We start from the raw sequence: 17,054 nt of genomic DNA, 5'->3' as shown, positions 1-17,054 counted from the left end.
AGAGCGGTTCAATTATTGATTGAATCTGAAAAAGATTATCCTTCTACTTGGGCTGCGATCACCGCTATTGCTCCCAAGATAGGTTGTACTCCTGAAACACTTCGTGCCTGGCATCAAAAGCATTTAGATCAGCAAAATCCTATTAAAGTACAACAGATATATGATCAAGAAAAAATGAAGCAAATGGAACGTGAAATTAAAGAATTAAAGCGTGCCAATGAAATTCTACGTAAAGCAGCCGCTTTTTTCGCCCAGGCGGAGCTCGACCGCCCACACAAATAATGGTGGATTTCATCCATAACAATAAAGACTTATATGGTGTTGATGCGATTTGTAGGATTTTACCGATCGCAGCTTCAACCTATTACCGGACTCTAGATCTCTGCGATGAGAAGCATTGCTTCGCAAGGGAACATCGAGCAAAGCGAGATTTACATGACTTGCATCATGCTGAGGAGATTAAACGAATTTGGAAGGAAAGTTCAGGTCGGTATGGTGTACGTAAAGTCTGGCAAAAACTGAAACGTGAAGGCTATATTATTGCACGCTGTACTGTTGCTCGATTAATGAAAAAGCTAGGTATACAAGGTGTTTGGCGAGGTAAGAATAAACAAACCACCCGTAGCCGAGATGACCAAAAACGGGCAGATGATTTAGTGAAACGTAATTTTAATGCTGATCATCCAAACCAACTATGGGTGGGTGACTTTACGTATATTCAAACTCATTCAGGCTGGGTATATACCGCATTTGTTATTGATGTGTTCTCACGAGCAATTGTTGGATGGAAAGTATCTACACGGATGAATACAGATATGGTGCTCGATGCATTGGAGCAAGCATTGCACGATCGAGGCATGCCTAAGAATGTGATTCATCATTCCGACAGGGGTGTGCAATATCTTTCGATTCGCTATACCAATCGTTTAGAAGCAGCAAATTTACGAGCATCAGTCGGTACAACGGGTGATTCATACGATAATGCTTTGGCTGAAACGGTGAATGGCTTATACAAAACAGAGGTGATTGAATATTTAAAAGCAGATTGGCAAGGTTTAGCGGATGTACAACTTGCGACATTAAATTGGGTAGATTGGTTCAATAAAAAGCGTGTACACAGTGCACTGGGTTATGTATCGCCTTTTGAGTTTGAAGCAATGTACTATGATAAGATTAACCCGTTAGGTCAGGTGGCCTAACTTAAATAAAAAAGTCTCCGACAAACCCGGTACGGTTCAGTTCAAAACCTATTTAGGGCATACCATTGTGAAAAAACATACCCAGATTGATAACTGTCACTATATTGATGTCGGTTCCTCTTATACCCAGAAGCTGTGTATAGTCAAAATTAAATAAGGATAAAGACGGTGATATAAAAGATCTCCTTACGAAGAAATGAAAAGCCATCAATATGGTGGCTTTATAAAACGATAAATTAATAGGTTTTATAAGGTAAAAACTTGCCAGACAATACGACATTTACCCGGTCACCGTTCGGGTTTTCCTCACGCTGAATATCCATGCTGAAGTCGATTGCGCTCATAATGCCATCACCGAATTCTTCATGGATCAGCTCTTTAATAGTCGAACCATATACATTTACAACTTCATACCAGCGGTAAATTAAAGGGTCCGTAGGCACACTGGTCGGTAAAGAGCCTTTGTAAGGTACAATTTGCAGCCATGCTACTGCCTCATCACTAAGGTCAAAAATCTGACCAATTTTCTCTGCCTGCTGTTTATTAAATGCCATTTGTCCCAGGCAGGCAGCCGTTACCCATTCTTTAGAAAGACCAATTTCTTTGGCGACATCTGCCCATTTAATTGACTTTAAAACTTTCGCTGAAATGATCATGTCAGTTACTTGTTGACGATGGGTAATCATAAAAATCTCCAGATTATTTTTGAAATACATTTATGTGAATTTTCATTAATGCAGTTCTCATGCCAACTAGAGGACGAAATTAGCTTTAAATAGAGCGTAAAAAATTGAATGATTTTTAAATAATTTATGGTACAGCTTTTGCTTTATTTATAACAAGCATGGCAATGGCGCCATAACAAAATTACCTGTTCTGATATTTAAGGCAACGACGCCTAAGGTTTCAAAGACCTTAGGCGTCTTTTTGTTTAAAAACAGGTCCAGATATTAAAAATGAGGACGATGACATGGCATATCTTGCTCCTGCAGAGTTTGCAAAAAAAGTGGTAGATGCGGGTGAATCCAAATTACATATGGCAACCCGTGATGTATTGATTCGTGCCTTTATGGCAGGTGCGATTTTGGCACTGGCAGCAGTATTTGCCATTACCATAGCCGTGCAAACAGGATCAGCACTAATTGGTGCGCTCCTGTTTCCAGTTGGTTTTTGTATGTTGTATTTATTGGGCTATGACCTGTTAACTGGGGTATTTGTACTTACGCCGCTGGCATGGCTAGATAAACGCCCAGGGGTGACATGGGGACGTATTCTAAAAAACTGGGGCTTGGTGTTTGTAGGGAACTTTACAGGCTGTTTAGTCGTTGCAGTGCTCATGGCAGCGGTTTATACCATGGGTTTTGCAGCGGATCCAAACCCTGTCGGCGTGAAAATTGCGCATATTGGCGAGGAGCGGACATTAGGTTATGCCGAATACGGATTCGCCGGCTGGATGACTATTTTTATCCGTGGCATGCTGTGTAACTGGATGGTGTCATTAGGTGTCATTGGCGCGATGATGTCTACTACGGTGAGTGGCAAATTCATTGCCATGTGGATGCCAATTATGCTGTTCTTTGCCATGGGCTTTGAGCACTCTGTCGTTAACATGTTCCTGTTCCCATTTGCCATGATGATGGGCGGTGACTTCTCGATTGCTGACTACTTCCTATGGAATGAACTGCCGGTTGCTTTAGGTAATCTGGTGGGTGGTTTGGCATTAACAGGTCTGGCACTTTATACAACCCATGTCCGTACTGGTGTTAAAAAAGAATTTTAATATTCACCATTTTATAAAGGGATCATATAGATCCCTTTTTGAGCTTTCAGCATGAAAAAAACATTAAAAGTCAGTATTGGGCAATATTCTACTGCCGGAATTAAACAACAGAACCAGGATTTCCATGGAGTATATCTGCCCGAAGGACATGTGCTGAAACAGAAAGGTATTGCCTGTGTTATAGCGGATGGAATCGGTAGCAGTAATGTCAGTCATCTTGCAGCAGAAACCGCCGTTGGCAGTTTTTTATCTGACTATTATTCTACTTCAGATGCCTGGAGTACACAGACTTCAGCAGAACGGGTGATCCGCGCGACCAATTCATGGCTTTATGCACAGACTCAACAAAGTCAAGGACGTTTTGATAAAGACCGAGGTTATGTCTGTACCTTATCTGCACTGATTTTAAAACAGCAACAAGCCCATGTTTTTCATGTTGGTGATAGTCGTATTTACCGCATTCGCGATCATGAAATTGAATTACTGACCCATGATCATCGTGTCTGGTTGTCTTCAAGAGAGCATTATCTTAGCCGAGCCTTAGGTGCCGACTATCGTATTGAAATTGATTATCGAAATATTGAGCTCAAAGAAAAAGATATTTTTTTACTGATGACGGATGGGGTCTATGAATTTGTCACAGATCAACAATTATTAGATTTAATTTTAGTAGATGCAGATTTAAATCAACTTGCCAAAGCATTCGTTGAAAAAGCTTTAGAACAGGGCAGTGATGATAACTTAAGTCTCCAGGTGATCCATGTAGAACAGCTGCCTGAACTGAATCAGTTTCATATTCAGCAGGATTATGTATTTCCACAACAGCTCAGTAAAGGTGAAGTGTTTGAAGGCTATGTGATTGATAAAATTTTGCACCAAAATCATCGCAGTTGCCTGTATTTGGCACACGATACTCAGCAGCAGCCCTTGGTTATAAAAACTTTGGGGGTAGATTTACAGCAAGATAAAAATGCCGTAGAGCAGTTTCAACTCGAAGATTGGGTATCGAAACGTCTGAAACATGACAACCTGATGCAGTGTTATCCACATAACACTGAGAAAAAATATTTATTCCAATGTTATGAATATTTACAGGGTGAAACCTTGGCTCAATGGCTGCATCGCCAAGAAAAGCCTTTAAATCTGGATGAGATTTTACCAATTTTGCAACAAACAGCCTTGGCTTTAAATGCAATGCACCGGCTGGAAATGCTACATCAGGATATACGACCAAAAAACATCATGGTTATAAATGCAGAAAATGCCCTGAAAATTAAACTGATTGATTATGGTTCAACGGCAGTAAGAGGCCTGGTCGAAATTAATCCTAAAAATGCGAATCGAGCACTCGGAACCTTGGCATTTATGGCACCGGAGTATTTTATTGATCATTCGCCATCTGTACATTCAGACCAATTTTCTTTGGCGGTAATGGCCTATTATTTATTCACCAAACAATTACCTTATGGGACAGATTTAGCTCGCTGTAACAGTTTAAAGCAGATGAAAAAAGTTCAATATCATTCCATCAGGAAATATCGGCCAGATTTACCTATATGGTTAGATAAAATTTTAGGCCAAGCGCTGAGTATGGAACCGATACATCGTTTTGAGGCCTTGTCTGAACTCATTCATAATCTAATGCATCCTTCCAAAGAATTATTAAACTCTAAACCACCAGCAATCATTGAACGAGATCCTTTACGTTTTTGGCAAATGAGTTGCGCCGTATTAGGGCTATTATTTTTACTGAGTATTGCATGGCCATTTATTTGAAAAGATAGGATCAAACCATGCTTAAAATTGAAGGTACATAGATAAGTTTTTATTCAAACAGCTTTGTTGCACAAAGATTTGAAATGCAAAGCGCCCCTAATTGAGCTAAATTTAAGGCGTAATTTGGGTAAGTGGTCGACCTAATTCCGTAAATCTGTTGAGGACTGCTACACGTGCATGAATCTCATTGACTTGGCTATCAAAACGCCTTGCTCTGAGTTTATCTCCTAATAATTTAATGCAGTGCATCTTAGTTTCAACCAAACTTCACCGATGATAGCCTGATTTTTTCCATAGTGTCCTGCCTGAGAAGCACTGCTTCCAAGATTAACTGTTCGAAGTAATTCATTTCGATCTAGCGAGCTGCTCTTTGTATCTTTCCAAGGTTTCGCATTTTTTTCTAGGTGGAATCACCGCATGCGCTTGCCGATCTGCAATGACCTCACGGCATTGCTTGGTGTCATAAGCTCCATCGGTATAAACAGAGTCAATCTGCTCATCTTGTGGAATCTGATTAAGTAAATCACCAAGCACCTGTGAATCACTGACATTATTGGTTGTAAGCTGAATAGCGCGTATTTGTAGAGTTTTAGCATCTATGCCAATATGAAGTTTACGCCATTGGCGACGATATTCAGGTCCATATTTCTTGCGTTTCCATTCGCCCTCACCTAGAAACTTCATGCCTGTAGAGTCTATGAGTAGATGCAGCCCATCGCTACTTTTTTGGTAATTGATTGCAATATTAATATGCTTTTGTCTTCTACAAAGCGTGGTGTACGAATATCACTGATATTGGTAGCTGCTCATCCGCAAAGTTTAATCAGACTTTGCACAAAGCCAGTGACCATACGTAAAGACAGACGGAGTAAGGATTTAATCATTAAGCAGCATTGGATGGCTGCATCGGAGTAGGTTTGATTTCGCCCTTATTTTGCCTTTTGATGGAGCATACCATTGCGTAGCAGGATCAAACCAAATGGCAATATTTCCGCGATGAACGAGTGCTCGGTTATATGCGGGCCAATTGGTTGTGCGGTAGATTTTATGTGTAGGCTTCTTCATTTGAAAATTATATCGCTGAAAAAGCCTTTACAGATAGGTTTGTGCAACAAAGCCTCTATGAACTTAAAGTAACATGTTCTAAATTTAACATAATGGCGGTTTTACGAAATTAAAAAATCCTAGACTCAAATCTAGGGTTTAAATTTAAAAAAATACATAAAAATTAATAACATGGTATTAATATTGTCCCATTGTAATTTGTTTCAATTCTAATGAATTATAAAACTCAAAATGTAAATAATTATCAAATATTTTGTATTTAAGCCAACTGTTACTTTCTCTTTCGGGGGTTCCAAATAAATTAGCTACAGATTGCATCGTACTTTTGTGATTAATACCTGTGATCAGATTTTCTAAAAATGGGTATGGGTAATATTCTTCATTCTCTTTGACGTAGATGAAAATGGTATCTAGTATCTGATGTTCATTAAACCTGAACGTAATACCTCTCTTAAAAAATTGCCAATAGGATAGCTTTTCTCCACCAAAATTAGTCTCTAATGAGTCAAACTCACTTGCAACAAGAATAACTGCTTTCAAAATATCTGAACTTGACTCTTTAGTTCCAAGACAAGATAAAAAAACCTCTACATCACCTGAAAAATTCACTTATGACATACCTAAATCAAAATTTTCTTTATCCTTTGGTTTTTATCATATTAAAAATGAAATCTCTGATTCAAAGTTAAAATTTTCAAAAGCTGTATCCATTTAACATAAATCTCTTATACGAATTCTAGCCCTGCATAGGGCGGGCTAGATATAGCGATTAGACCCAATTCTCTAGCTTCAGACCATCAATTCGTTCAAATTCTTTTGTATTGTTCGTAACTAATACAACATCCAATGCCAAAGCATGAGCAGCGATCAGCATATCTAAGCTGCCAATCGGTTTACCTGTAGATTGAAGATTCTGGCGTAATTTGGCGTAATGCCAAATCGCCTGTTCATCGTAAGGAAGAATCTCTAAAGGTGACAAAAACTTGTTTAACGCCTGTTTATTGCGTTCAGATCCAGACTTCTCTACACCAAAAGCCAGCTCAGATGCCGTGATACTCGAAATCGCAAGCTGGCCGAGTTGATATTGCTTAAAGCGCTCAAAAACTTGTTGAGGCTTATTGTTGATGACATAGATACAAATATTTGTGTCTAAGAGGTAAATCATCTGAACTCCTCACGGAGCTGTTCGCCTTGATCAGCTCGCTCCAATTGGAATCCAACCTCAAACTCATTTATTGCTTCTAACATGACATCCCAAGGATTGTCGATGGGCATGAGTAATACACCACGACCGAAGCTTTTGATGGCCACTTCCGTGCCATTAAAGCGAAAGGCTTTAGGCAAGCGAACAGCCTGACTGCGACCAGTTTGAAATACTTTCGCAATTTCCATAATTACCTCCCGAAACCAAGATATATATCATTGATATATATCTTAACATTAAATCTTGTAAAGTCAAAGTGAAATTAAAATCATAAGGCAATAAAAAAGCCCGACATCCTGTCGGGCTTTTTCATATCGGGGTGCTCGTCTTACTGATCTCGTGCTGCCCATTCCTTGCGCTATTTTCTTATTCTTGTTTTCTGGAAACATCCAGTTCCCTTATGTATTCATCATAGGGCTAATGCTTTGGATTACCAATCCTCAAAAATCTTAAATTCATGTAAGTTTTAGCTTACAAAGTTGGCCTATTTTATCCCAAGAGTTGTCCGCAGAAATTGGGGATTATTTCTGAACTGTGACCCTTGAGAAATCAGGAAAAAATGCAAAAACGAATGTTTTTTGATCAACTTTATTGGCTAAAAGTTACAGTTTTGCTTAAAAAGAAACCGACTTGTTTCCAAGTCGGTTGAACGAGAACGTTCCAGAGGGTATGAATAACGATAAGATACTGATCTTAAAGTAATATTAAAAACACTGTTATTCACCAATTAAAATGTCTATGCGATAAACCATTTAAAATGTCCTGTTTTTAACCACAAGAGTCAAGCACAGGATTTAAATTTCTTTGTTCAATAACAGCTTTCTGAGCTTTACGACTCGGCATACTTTTCTTGGCCCGGGAACGTTTATTTTGTTTTTCCAATACTTCATGTTGCTGTTGAATATGCGCCAGGACTGAACCTAACCGTTTATTCTCAACAATCTCATTTTGCTGCAGCCCAGCCAATTTATTGAAGATGCTGTAGTTGAGCTTTCGTCCTTCATGCATGAGGGCCAAAGTGCCATCCGGATACTCCAGAATTGAAATGTTTTGATGATGTGTTTTCGATGCGTATAGCAATTTTAAATAGGCAAGAGTTAGGGACTTCAAAGTGGATTGGTGCATCTTTGAGCTCTAATTTAATACCAGATCAAGATAAGCAAAAACATCAAGATACTGTAGAGAGAGGTTTGTTAGAAATGCAAAAATTTATTGGAGATTTAGGTCTAGTATGATTGATTTTCATGCACATTTAGACCTCTATCCTAATGTGGTTCATGTTATACAGAATATCGTAAATATGAATATGTATGTTCTATCTGTAACTACAACACCAAGTGCATGGGAGGGGACGAATGCACTTAGTATCAATTTTCCTCGTATAAAGACTGCATTAGGACTACATCCTCAAATTGCACATGAGCGGTATTCAGAACTCCCATTATTTGATCGATTGATTTCTAAAACTAGATATATTGGTGAAATTGGTTTGGATGGTGGAAAGGAATTTAAAGATCATTGGAATATACAAACGATGGTTTTTGAACATATTTTAAGAGCATGTACAAACGCTGGTGGAAAAATACTTAGTATTCATAGCCGTCATGCAACTAGCGAAGTTCTAAACTTTATTGAAAAGTATCCAAAAGCTGGAGTGCCAATTTTACACTGGTTTACAGGCAATAAGACTGAGTTGAGAAGAGCAATAAGTCTGGGCTGTTGGTTTAGTGTGGGACCTGCGATGTTAAAAAGTAAACGTGCTATAGAGCTCGTCAAGGAAATACCTATTGATAGGTTAATAACAGAAACGGATGGACCATTTGCTCAAGTTAATAAAGTATCTGCAATGCCGTGGGATGTTGCAATCGCACTCAAACAATTAAGTGAAATTTTAAAAATGCCATATAGCGAAATAGAAAGATTGATTCATAATAATTTTTCTAACTTATTATTAAGTTAGAAAAATTTAAGGATGTTGAGGAAATCATGGTTGAATAGCCACCAAAATTCTAAACACATATAACCTTTTTTGACCTACTTTTCCTAATAGTTGATTAATATCTTGGTTTGGCATGAAGAGTCATAGGTAAAGTGCCTTATCCCGTTGCATTAATTTCTAAATAATTGATAGGAATCTTATTGAATTTTCGGTGTATCATATACCTATATAGTTGAATTAAATAATATAAGTTTCTATCTATTCGTTTAAATTTAGAGAATGTACTATGGCTGCAAATCATGTCGAGCATTCAAGGGATTGGTCGAAGATTAAATCTCTTTTGGAGCTATCCACACGAGCCCCATCTGATTCGCAGAAATTCTACAGTTTAGAACAACAAAAAGAAGCTGAGGATTTAGCAACATTTTTAATGTACTCTTCACTTACAACAGAACCTCTAGATAGAAACTGTGTAACTGGGCTTCTTGATGGTACTAAGTTATGGGAACGTAATGGCGAACTTGTACCGATTAATAAAGGCATTGAAATTGAATATTTAGAAAAATGCTGCCTTATAACATTTGAGGCTGATTTCCTTTTGCTTACTTGTAACTTAGAACACGACCTTGAGCGGCAAGTTGATGACTCTCTAGTTCCCATAATAGAAACTCTTAGAACTTTACAACATATCCAGTATGGTCAAGATGGATATAAAAAAACCAACCTCTGTGTGTCGGAAGATATATGGGATAGAGAATTCCCTAGCACATCCATTTTATTCAACTATGTTAAAAAAGAAGATAATTTTTATGTATTTAACGGAAGAGAGCATAACCTTAACCAGTTAGTTAGTACCTTTTTATGGCAGATGTTACTTTCCAACTCCGCTAACGCTAATGAAGCCTTTGGAAAATGGCTACGTATCATGCGATTAACGTGTAGTTGTGCTCTCCCTATTCTTAATTATGTGACTTCAGAAGCAGAGTACAAAGCTTATACAGTCGAGCTGACAAAACATTTACTAGAGCTACCTGTACCTAGAGATTTAACACGTTCAATATCAAATAGTAATTTTTTTTCAGACATTGTTCGCAACTATACTCCAGTGATAACCATGTCAATTGACCTTTTACCAACGAGCGGAACAACGAATAATACTGACAAATGTGTAAACCAGCCTAGAAAAAATGTGATTACAGAAAGCTCTCTGCATTCCTTTAATTCTCATTCATCACTTCAGGTTAGTAAAAATGAATTTTTTCAGATACAGGAGCATTTAGAAAGCAGAACTTATCACCACAGGGTTGGATACTTTTATAGTTGGTTAGTTTCGGATTTTTTAGAGGAAAGCATTTGTATTGATAACCATTCGCTATTTTATCCTCATAAACTTATAGAACTGATTGAATTTTCTTTGGAACACCCTTTACTTAAACAACTACTCTTTAGTGATTTGTTTCGATTTCGATTATTACCTAAATATTTCTGCTTTCTCCTATCTAGAGTAGATACATGTAATTTCGCAATATTTTGGTTTTCCTATTTCTATAATGACATTGCGAATCAGATTTCAAATCGCAGCATTTTAGAAGAATTAGAGATTTTTATTTCCCGAAAATATTCAGAAACAAATTCTAACAACTTTCATTGTAGTGAAGACTTTATTGATATTGTTTTTGTATTAACTGATAACTTACGGTTGTTTAAAAATGACTTTAAAGATTCACGTTACTACACATTATTTGACAACTTTTTAAAGCATCAACAGCCTAATCAAATACTATCAATGATTGATAGTATTAAAAAAGTGGATTTAAGCGAACACGCTTATCCGAATCCAGCGATTTTTAATCTCAGTAATAACAAATATTTCTTGTTATGGTGGCTATATGATTTCATCGATAGGAATTCTCTTGATACCGCTCAGGTGTATATAAGTGAATTAATTAACCTTATTACTAATGAGCTAGAGCAAGATCTAATATTAAATCTTGAAGGGAAAAAATCAAACCTAGATGCTTCAATCCTTATTAAACAGTTCCCTTGGTACAAATTAGTTATTGAAGATAATGTACAACGGATATTGTCAATTTCTAAAAGACATAAAACTGATTGGTCATCTGCTCTGCTATGCACAAATGATTCTCCGTATGAAGCGAAAAGAGCTATAAGTTGTTACTTTCAAATACTGATGTCGGTTGCAAATCATGACTCTTGCCAACATTTAAATAAACTGCATAAAAGAAATATATCTATCGTTGACAATTTAGGCTTTGGCACTAATGAAAGAGTTGGATTATTTCACACTATTGGAGTAAATGCTTACGATCTATGGCCTGATTTTTGTGTCTACATAAACAAAATCGATGATTCAGACTTCGAAAGCTTTCTTGATTCAAATGACGAGATCCTAACAAACTCACAGCTTTTCCAATTGATGGAGGCTTGTATTCATCCTGCAAGAAAAGAGCTTATCAAATTAGCAATCACAAAACTCGCAGTAGACAATATTGATAAAAGCTCTTTAGATGTCTTAGAAAAAACATTCGTATCAGCATACAGTGCTTCTGAATTTGACCTAGCTCTGACCGTTCTCACTCAAGCTAGTCATGAGCTGAATGAAGGTAGGTTCAAAAATCAGCACCATCACCTCTTTGCTGAAAAACGCCAATTGATAAAGTGTTATCAATATAAATTAGACGTTACATTATTTGCTATTAATCAAGATGAATACGACCCTGATTTTCAATCTCATATTAACGATATCCCTATTCCATTTACCTATAACGAGAAAAATCATTACAACGAATGTGAACATTTTAGACGCTACTATCTAGCATACTATTTAATCGATAAAGATACCAATAAGAGCATTCGTATTTTGGAAAGATTGGTCGAAGATACTAATAACCCAGAACATATTCTAATGCTATTACATGCGTATCTTGCTAACCATCATGAAGCTTCAAATATTACTTTGATTCGAAAGGCTTTGTCAGAAGTAAAACAGTCGGCAAAAGCACAATGGTCTGATATCCCGAGTTATCCATTACCGTGGATATCAGGAGTAATGCATGCTTACTTAACGATTAATGACATCAGTTCAATGAGGGAAACATGGAAACTATTGAGCTCAGCTCAGAAATTTCTTCCTCAGTTACTTGCACCTTACTGTGAATTACTGCTCAAGCATAAATTCGTAAAAGAAGCAGATATAGCATTTTCAGCTTATATTAAATTCCTAGGTCAATACGAAGCTCTGTCAGATGAATTAGCCAAAATCAACGACTCTATAATGAATGCTTTAGCGAAGGAGTCATCTGCTACGCAATATATCCATCGTTTTGCAGAAAGGAATCAAAGAAGTACTCAGCAACTAGCAACTAGCTTTAAACTGATTAACGGTAGTAATGTCGAAACATATGTGAAGATAACAAATAACAGCACTGTTGAAGAGTATTTAGTTGAAATAGTTTCTTCAGTCTCTAAAGAATTGCTTAGTCGCAGTAAAAATATTTACATACCTGTTAAAGATGAGGAATCCTCATCTGGATATTCTAGTAAGCCAGCAAACGAAGATCGAATTAATCAATGGTTTTGTAGTCTTTTTAACATGAGAGAAAAAAGCTCTCCACTTCATATTTTGGATCAAAGTCAAATAGGTAGTTCATCTTCAGGTAAAAGCTATGGTGAGGTGGATGGCGTTATAGTAGATAACAATCAAAGTAGACGTATTGCGTTATTTGAAGCGTTTCGCCTTCTTAAATGGGGTACTACCGATATCAATGACCATATGGATAAGTTGGCGGGGTATGATCAAGAGGGCTTTAATACGATATTTGTTGTCGTATATGCATTCGATAAAGATTTTGTCACTCTCTTAGATAAGTATAAGAACCACATAAAACAACGTCAGCACAAAGGTTTTGCCAAAGTAAAAGGTTATGTTCTTGAGACTGTAAATGGTGAAGATTCAGACACCTTTTGGATGGGGAAAGAAGAACTTCAACGTGGTAACATTACCGTTTCGATTTATCATGTCGTCATTAACTTTTACTGTGAAAAAAGTATTGAACCATAAACTTGTTCAATGCGGTTGAATTTTTCCATACATTTTCTCATGCAAACTGGATTTGTTTTATTTCTATTCGTAATACGAAATTGTCCAAAAATGAGATAGAAATTCTTTAATTTCTTTATGAGATTAATAAATATTTCCAATATAGCTTATTTATATACATAAATAAAAAATCAGCAAGCCACTGATAAGCTTGCTGATTTTTTTGCTTCTTCAACTTATACACTTTCAACTAGAAAGATCACATGAAGCTCCTTTTTTTATTTCTGTTGATAGCATTAATGAATGATTTCACATTAATGTAACAATCTCGAAATATGTGTCAAAAATCTCGCATTATCTGTCATTCAGCGGCTATAAGTCTAAATTTAAATGACACCTGTCATGTCGTTCCATGACAGGTGTTGTGTCGTTTATGACACCTGATGTGTCGTTCAACGAGAATATAGACATTTCTATTTTGGAGTTACACTTAGATTGCGTATAATATAGATTATGTTAAATTAGTTGTATGTTATATTTAGTTCATAGAGGCTTTGTTGCACAAAGATTTGAAATGCAAAGCGCCCCTAATTGAGCTAAATTTAAGGCGTAACTTGGGTAAGTGGTCGACCTAATTCCGTAAATCTGTTAAGGACTGCTACACGTGCATGGATTTCATTCACTTGGCTATCAAAACTCCTTGCGCTGAGTTTATCTCCTAATAATTTGATGCAATGCATCTTAGTTTCAACCAAACTTCGCCGATGATAGCCTGACCATTTTTTCCATAGTGTCCTGCCTAAACGTTTAATTGTTCGAAGTAATTCATTTCGCTCTAGCGAGCTACTCTTTGTATCTTTCCATGGTTTCGCATTTTTTCTAGGTGGAATCACCGCATGCGCTTGCCGATCTGCAATGACCTGACGGCATTGCTTGGTGTCATAAGCTCCATCGGTATAAACAGAGTTAATCTGCTCATCTTGTGGAATCTGATTAAGTAAATCACCAAGCACCTGTGAATCACTGACATTATTGGTTGTAAGCTGAACTGCTCGTATTTGTAGGGTTTTAGCATCTATACCAATATGAAGTTTACGCCATTGGCGACGATATTCAGGTCCATGTTTCTTGCGTTTCCATTCGCCCTCACCTAGAAACTTCATGCCTGTAGAGTCCATGAGTAGATGCAGCCCATCGCTACTTTTTTGGTAGCTGATTACAATATCAATATGCTTTTGTCTTCTACAAAGCGTGGTGTAATCTGGAGCTATCCAATTTAATCCGCAAAGTTTAATCAGACTTTGCACAAAGCCAGTGACCATACGTAAAGACAGACGGAATAAGGATTTAATCATTAAGCAGCATTGGATGGCTGCGTCAGAGTAGGTTTGATTTCGCCCTTGTTTGCCTTTTGATGGCGCATACCATTGCGTAGCAGGATCAAACCAAATGGCAATATTTCCGCGACTCATGAGTGCTCGGTTATATGCGGGCCAATTGGTTGTGCGGTAGATTTTGTGTGTAGGCTTCTTCATTTGAAAATTATATCGCTGAAAAACCCTTTACAGATAGGTTTGTGCAACAAAGCCGCTCAACATCTATAAATCCTAGAAATCTGGATAAATATTTTCTTAATATTTTTCCTACTATAGGAAATCATTTATTCGTATTTGAAGTATAAAAATTTATTAGTAATATATTCTACAAATATGTTGAGTATACTACATGTCTATTTCTTTACTCATAACATCTCTGCCTACACAGAACACAAGCACTCGGATGAGAGTCTGGCGATCTTTGAAAGCAAGTGGTGCCGCGACCCTTAGAGATGGGGTCTACATACTCCCTATTAATCATAGTGAGAAGTTTACCTCTATTGCTAATGATGTTGTTTCTGAACAAGGAACTGCTTATATGTTTTACGCAGAGCCACCTTTAAATCTTGAACTCGCACCTATTTTCAGTCGAAAAGAAGAGTACGAAACCCTCTATAAACAACTCACGGAAATAAGAGATCGTCAAACTAAAGATGATAAGAAAGAACTACTCAAACAGATTCGTAAATTAAGAAAAAGCATCGATGCACTTGTAGACATTGACTATTATCCAGATGAGACTCAAGTACAAGTTCTTAATGAACTTTCCTTATTGGAACTCACTATTGCACGTCTCGGTGAAGTCAATGAACCTAAAGCTATACAAGCTCATATTCAACATCTGGATAAAGGTAATTATCAAAACAGAATTTGGGCAACACGTAAAAGACCTTGGATTGATCGTCTAGCCTCTGCATGGCTAATCAAAACTTTTATAGATACCTCACCAACATTCATTTGGTTAGAAACCCCAACTGATTGCCCCGAAGATGCATTTGGATTCGATTTTGATGATGCAACTTTCAGTCATGTCAATCATTGGGTGACCTTCGAAGTTCTTTTACATAGTTTTGATCTAGAAACACCCGCATTAAAGAAAATCGCTGAAATTGTTCATTACCTTGATGTAGGAGGAATTGAGCCTCCAGAAGCGATCGGTATTGAAAAAGTTATTCAAGGAATTCGAAGTCAGATAAGTGACGATGACCAATTATTTGCATTATCGAATCACATTTTCGATGGCTTATATGCCAACCTATCAAGAGAATAATCATGGAACAAGAACTTGTTATACAACCAGAACAAGAGATACAGTCAGTTTCATTTTGGCAAGCATTCCTATTCTGGCTTAAATTGGGGTTCATTAGTTTTGGGGGGCCCGCAGGTCAAATTGCGGTCATGCACCAAGAACTGGTTGAACAAAAGCGGTGGATTTCAGAGAAGCGATTTTTGCATGCACTGAACTATTGTATGCTCTTACCGGGTCCTGAAGCACAACAATTAGCAACTTATATCGGTTGGTTAATGCATAGAACCGTCGGTGGTTTAGTTGCAGGGATTCTTTTTGTACTACCCTCACTATTTATTTTAATTGGTCTTTCATGGGTTTATGTAAAATTTGGTGATGTACCCATTATTGCAGGGCTCTTTTACGGTATTAAACCTGCTGTTGTTGCCATTGTTTTTCATGCAACACATCGAATCGGCAGTCGATCACTTAAAAATAAATTCTTATGGCTGATTGCAGCCCTTTCATTTATTGCTATATTTTTCTTCAACTTACCCTTTCCTTTAATTGTGCTCTCTGCCGCAATCATTGGTTATCTAACCAGTAAAAAATATCCAAGCCTATTTTCTAGTGGAAACGCACACCAGCAGAGTAAAAAAGATTATGGTCGTGCTTTAATTGATGATGATACTCCTACACCTGAACATGCGATCTTTAGTTGGAAACGGTTGGCCAGTATTCTGCTAATTGGTGGTTTACTGTGGTTTATTCCAATCCTGAGCCTAAGCTTAACGCTGGGGTGGGATCATACTTACACCCAAATGGCTTGGTTCTTTACGAAAGCAGCCCTGCTCACCTTTGGTGGTGCCTATGCAGTATTGCCTTATGTTTACCAGGGTGCTGTAAGCTATTACGGTTGGTTAAGTCCGACTCAAATGATAGATGGCTTAGCTCTAGGTGAAAGTACGCCCGGCCCTTTAATTATGGTGGTCGCATTTGTTGGCTTTTTAGGAGCATTCAATCAAGCACTCTTAGGCTCAGATCATTTATTCTTGGCGGGCACCATTGGAGCAAGCATAGTCACTTGGTTTACTTTCCTGTTTTCCTTTGTTTTTATTTTAGCTGGTGCACCAATTATCGAATCAACACATAATGAGCTCAAATTTACAGCTCCGTTAACGGCTATTACAGCCGCAGTTGTTGGTGTGATTCTTAACCTTGCCCTATTTTTTGCTTATCATGTACTTTGGCCAACAGGTTTTAACGGCTCTTTCGATATTGTTGGTGCGTTAATTGCACTTGTAGCTTTGGTTGGCTTATTTCATTTCCAGCTCAAAGTGATGTACGTCCTTGCAGCTTCAGCATTAATTGGTTTAATTTGCTTTAACTTTCTTTCTATGTAATTTAAACAGTCGAAGTATAAGCTT

Annotated in this window: 14 protein-coding genes, 3 pseudogenes and 1 other annotated feature; of the genes and pseudogenes, 8 read left to right on the top strand and 9 right to left on the bottom strand. The window is 37.4% G+C overall.

Annotation, left to right across the window (positions count from 1 at the left end):
* Together AC4CU2_RS18105 and AC4CU2_RS18100 are read left to right on the top strand one after the other, a co-directional pair.
* Positions 1 to 1,199, top strand: a protein-coding gene (locus tag AC4CU2_RS18105) for an IS3 family transposase (RefSeq protein WP_490769286.1) whose coding sequence is annotated in 2 segments (ribosomal slippage) — positions 1 to 241 and positions 241 to 1,199 — 1,200 coding nt annotated over the 2 segments. Because the reading frame shifts where the segments join, the coding sequence is not laid out codon by codon here. This gene is flagged as partial in the annotation.
* Positions 240 to 356: a sequence feature (AL1L pseudoknot), on the top strand. (Overlaps the previous gene by 117 nt.)
* Before the next feature lie 49 nt (positions 1,200 to 1,248).
* A pseudogene (locus AC4CU2_RS18100) lies at positions 1,249 to 1,356 on the top strand (metallophosphoesterase); the annotation flags it as partial.
* A 79-nt stretch (positions 1,357 to 1,435) separates the two neighbouring features.
* Here the strand turns inward: AC4CU2_RS18100 and cynS are convergent.
* Positions 1,436 to 1,885, bottom strand: coding sequence for a cyanase (gene cynS, locus AC4CU2_RS18095; protein ID WP_000628076.1), 450 nt, complete (start codon positions 1,883 to 1,885; stop codon positions 1,436 to 1,438).
* A gap of 284 nt (positions 1,886 to 2,169) precedes the next feature.
* On the opposite strand from cynS, the gene AC4CU2_RS18090 reads away from it, so the two are divergent.
* Together AC4CU2_RS18090 and AC4CU2_RS18085 are read left to right on the top strand one after the other, a co-directional pair.
* A complete protein-coding gene (locus tag AC4CU2_RS18090) occupies positions 2,170 to 2,979 on the top strand; it encodes a formate/nitrite transporter family protein (RefSeq protein WP_000323725.1) in 810 nt (269 codons plus the stop codon).
* Positions 2,980 to 3,030: 51 nt separating this feature from the next.
* On the top strand, positions 3,031 to 4,755 hold the full coding sequence (locus tag AC4CU2_RS18085; RefSeq protein ID WP_490769285.1) for a bifunctional protein-serine/threonine kinase/phosphatase: 1,725 nt from the start codon (positions 3,031 to 3,033) through the stop codon (positions 4,753 to 4,755).
* Between the two features lie 111 nt (positions 4,756 to 4,866).
* Here the strand turns inward: AC4CU2_RS18085 and AC4CU2_RS18080 are convergent, their stop codons facing one another.
* From AC4CU2_RS18080 to AC4CU2_RS18050, 7 genes and pseudogenes are all read right to left on the bottom strand, one after another.
* A complete protein-coding gene (locus AC4CU2_RS18080; RefSeq protein WP_004637095.1) occupies positions 4,867 to 5,004 on the bottom strand; it encodes a hypothetical protein in 138 nt (45 codons plus the stop codon).
* Positions 5,005 to 5,100: 96 nt separating this feature from the next.
* Positions 5,101 to 5,526 (bottom strand): annotated as a pseudogene (locus AC4CU2_RS18075) (IS5 family transposase); the annotation flags it as partial.
* Between the two features lie 35 nt (positions 5,527 to 5,561).
* Positions 5,562 to 5,639, bottom strand: coding sequence for a hypothetical protein (locus tag AC4CU2_RS18070; RefSeq protein ID WP_261484713.1), 78 nt, complete (start codon positions 5,637 to 5,639; stop codon positions 5,562 to 5,564).
* A 358-nt stretch (positions 5,640 to 5,997) separates the two neighbouring features.
* Positions 5,998 to 6,429: a DUF6392 family protein gene (locus AC4CU2_RS18065; protein ID WP_490769284.1), complete on the bottom strand. Its 432-nt coding sequence runs from the start codon at positions 6,427 to 6,429 to the stop codon at positions 5,998 to 6,000.
* A 160-nt stretch (positions 6,430 to 6,589) separates the two neighbouring features.
* Positions 6,590 to 6,985: a type II toxin-antitoxin system tRNA(fMet)-specific endonuclease VapC gene (gene vapC, locus AC4CU2_RS18060; protein ID WP_000639719.1), complete on the bottom strand. Its 396-nt coding sequence runs from the start codon at positions 6,983 to 6,985 to the stop codon at positions 6,590 to 6,592.
* Positions 6,982 to 7,212 carry an antitoxin gene (locus tag AC4CU2_RS18055; RefSeq protein ID WP_000401521.1) on the bottom strand — a complete coding sequence of 77 codons (231 nt, stop codon included), beginning with the start codon at positions 7,210 to 7,212 and terminating at the stop codon, positions 6,982 to 6,984. Before AC4CU2_RS18055 ends, vapC begins: the two co-directional genes overlap by 4 nt.
* A gap of 580 nt (positions 7,213 to 7,792) precedes the next feature.
* Positions 7,793 to 8,131 (bottom strand): annotated as a pseudogene (locus tag AC4CU2_RS18050) (ISNCY family transposase); the annotation flags it as partial.
* Positions 8,132 to 8,255: 124 nt separating this feature from the next.
* Here AC4CU2_RS18050 and qatD point away from each other — a divergent pair.
* Positions 8,256 to 8,984 (top strand): Qat anti-phage system TatD family nuclease QatD, encoded by a 729-nt coding sequence (qatD, locus tag AC4CU2_RS18045; protein ID WP_151707590.1) that lies wholly within the window; start codon positions 8,256 to 8,258, stop codon positions 8,982 to 8,984.
* 265 nt (positions 8,985 to 9,249) lie between these two features.
* Entirely contained in the window at positions 9,250 to 13,044 is a 3,795-nt protein-coding gene (locus AC4CU2_RS18040) for a hypothetical protein (RefSeq protein WP_490769283.1), read from the top strand.
* A gap of 581 nt (positions 13,045 to 13,625) precedes the next feature.
* On the opposite strand, the gene AC4CU2_RS18035 is transcribed toward AC4CU2_RS18040, so the two are convergent.
* The gene (locus AC4CU2_RS18035; RefSeq protein WP_063454701.1) at positions 13,626 to 14,558 is read right to left on the bottom strand and encodes an IS5-like element ISAba12 family transposase; all 933 of its coding nucleotides are present in this window, start codon (positions 14,556 to 14,558) and stop codon (positions 13,626 to 13,628) included.
* 190 nt (positions 14,559 to 14,748) lie between these two features.
* On the opposite strand from AC4CU2_RS18035, the gene AC4CU2_RS18030 reads away from it, so the two are divergent.
* Positions 14,749 to 15,669: a chromate resistance protein ChrB domain-containing protein gene (locus tag AC4CU2_RS18030; RefSeq protein ID WP_125275162.1), complete on the top strand. Its 921-nt coding sequence runs from the start codon at positions 14,749 to 14,751 to the stop codon at positions 15,667 to 15,669.
* Positions 15,670 to 15,671: 2 nt separating this feature from the next.
* The gene (gene chrA, locus AC4CU2_RS18025; protein ID WP_063454758.1) at positions 15,672 to 17,030 is read left to right on the top strand and encodes a chromate efflux transporter; all 1,359 of its coding nucleotides are present in this window, start codon (positions 15,672 to 15,674) and stop codon (positions 17,028 to 17,030) included.
* Positions 17,031 to 17,054: the final 24 nt, after the last annotated feature.

Source organism: Acinetobacter sp. 797_lipA (assembly GCF_058243025.1).
Note: the sequence above shows the minus strand (reverse complement) of the source record. Positions and strands in the feature narration are given on the sequence as shown.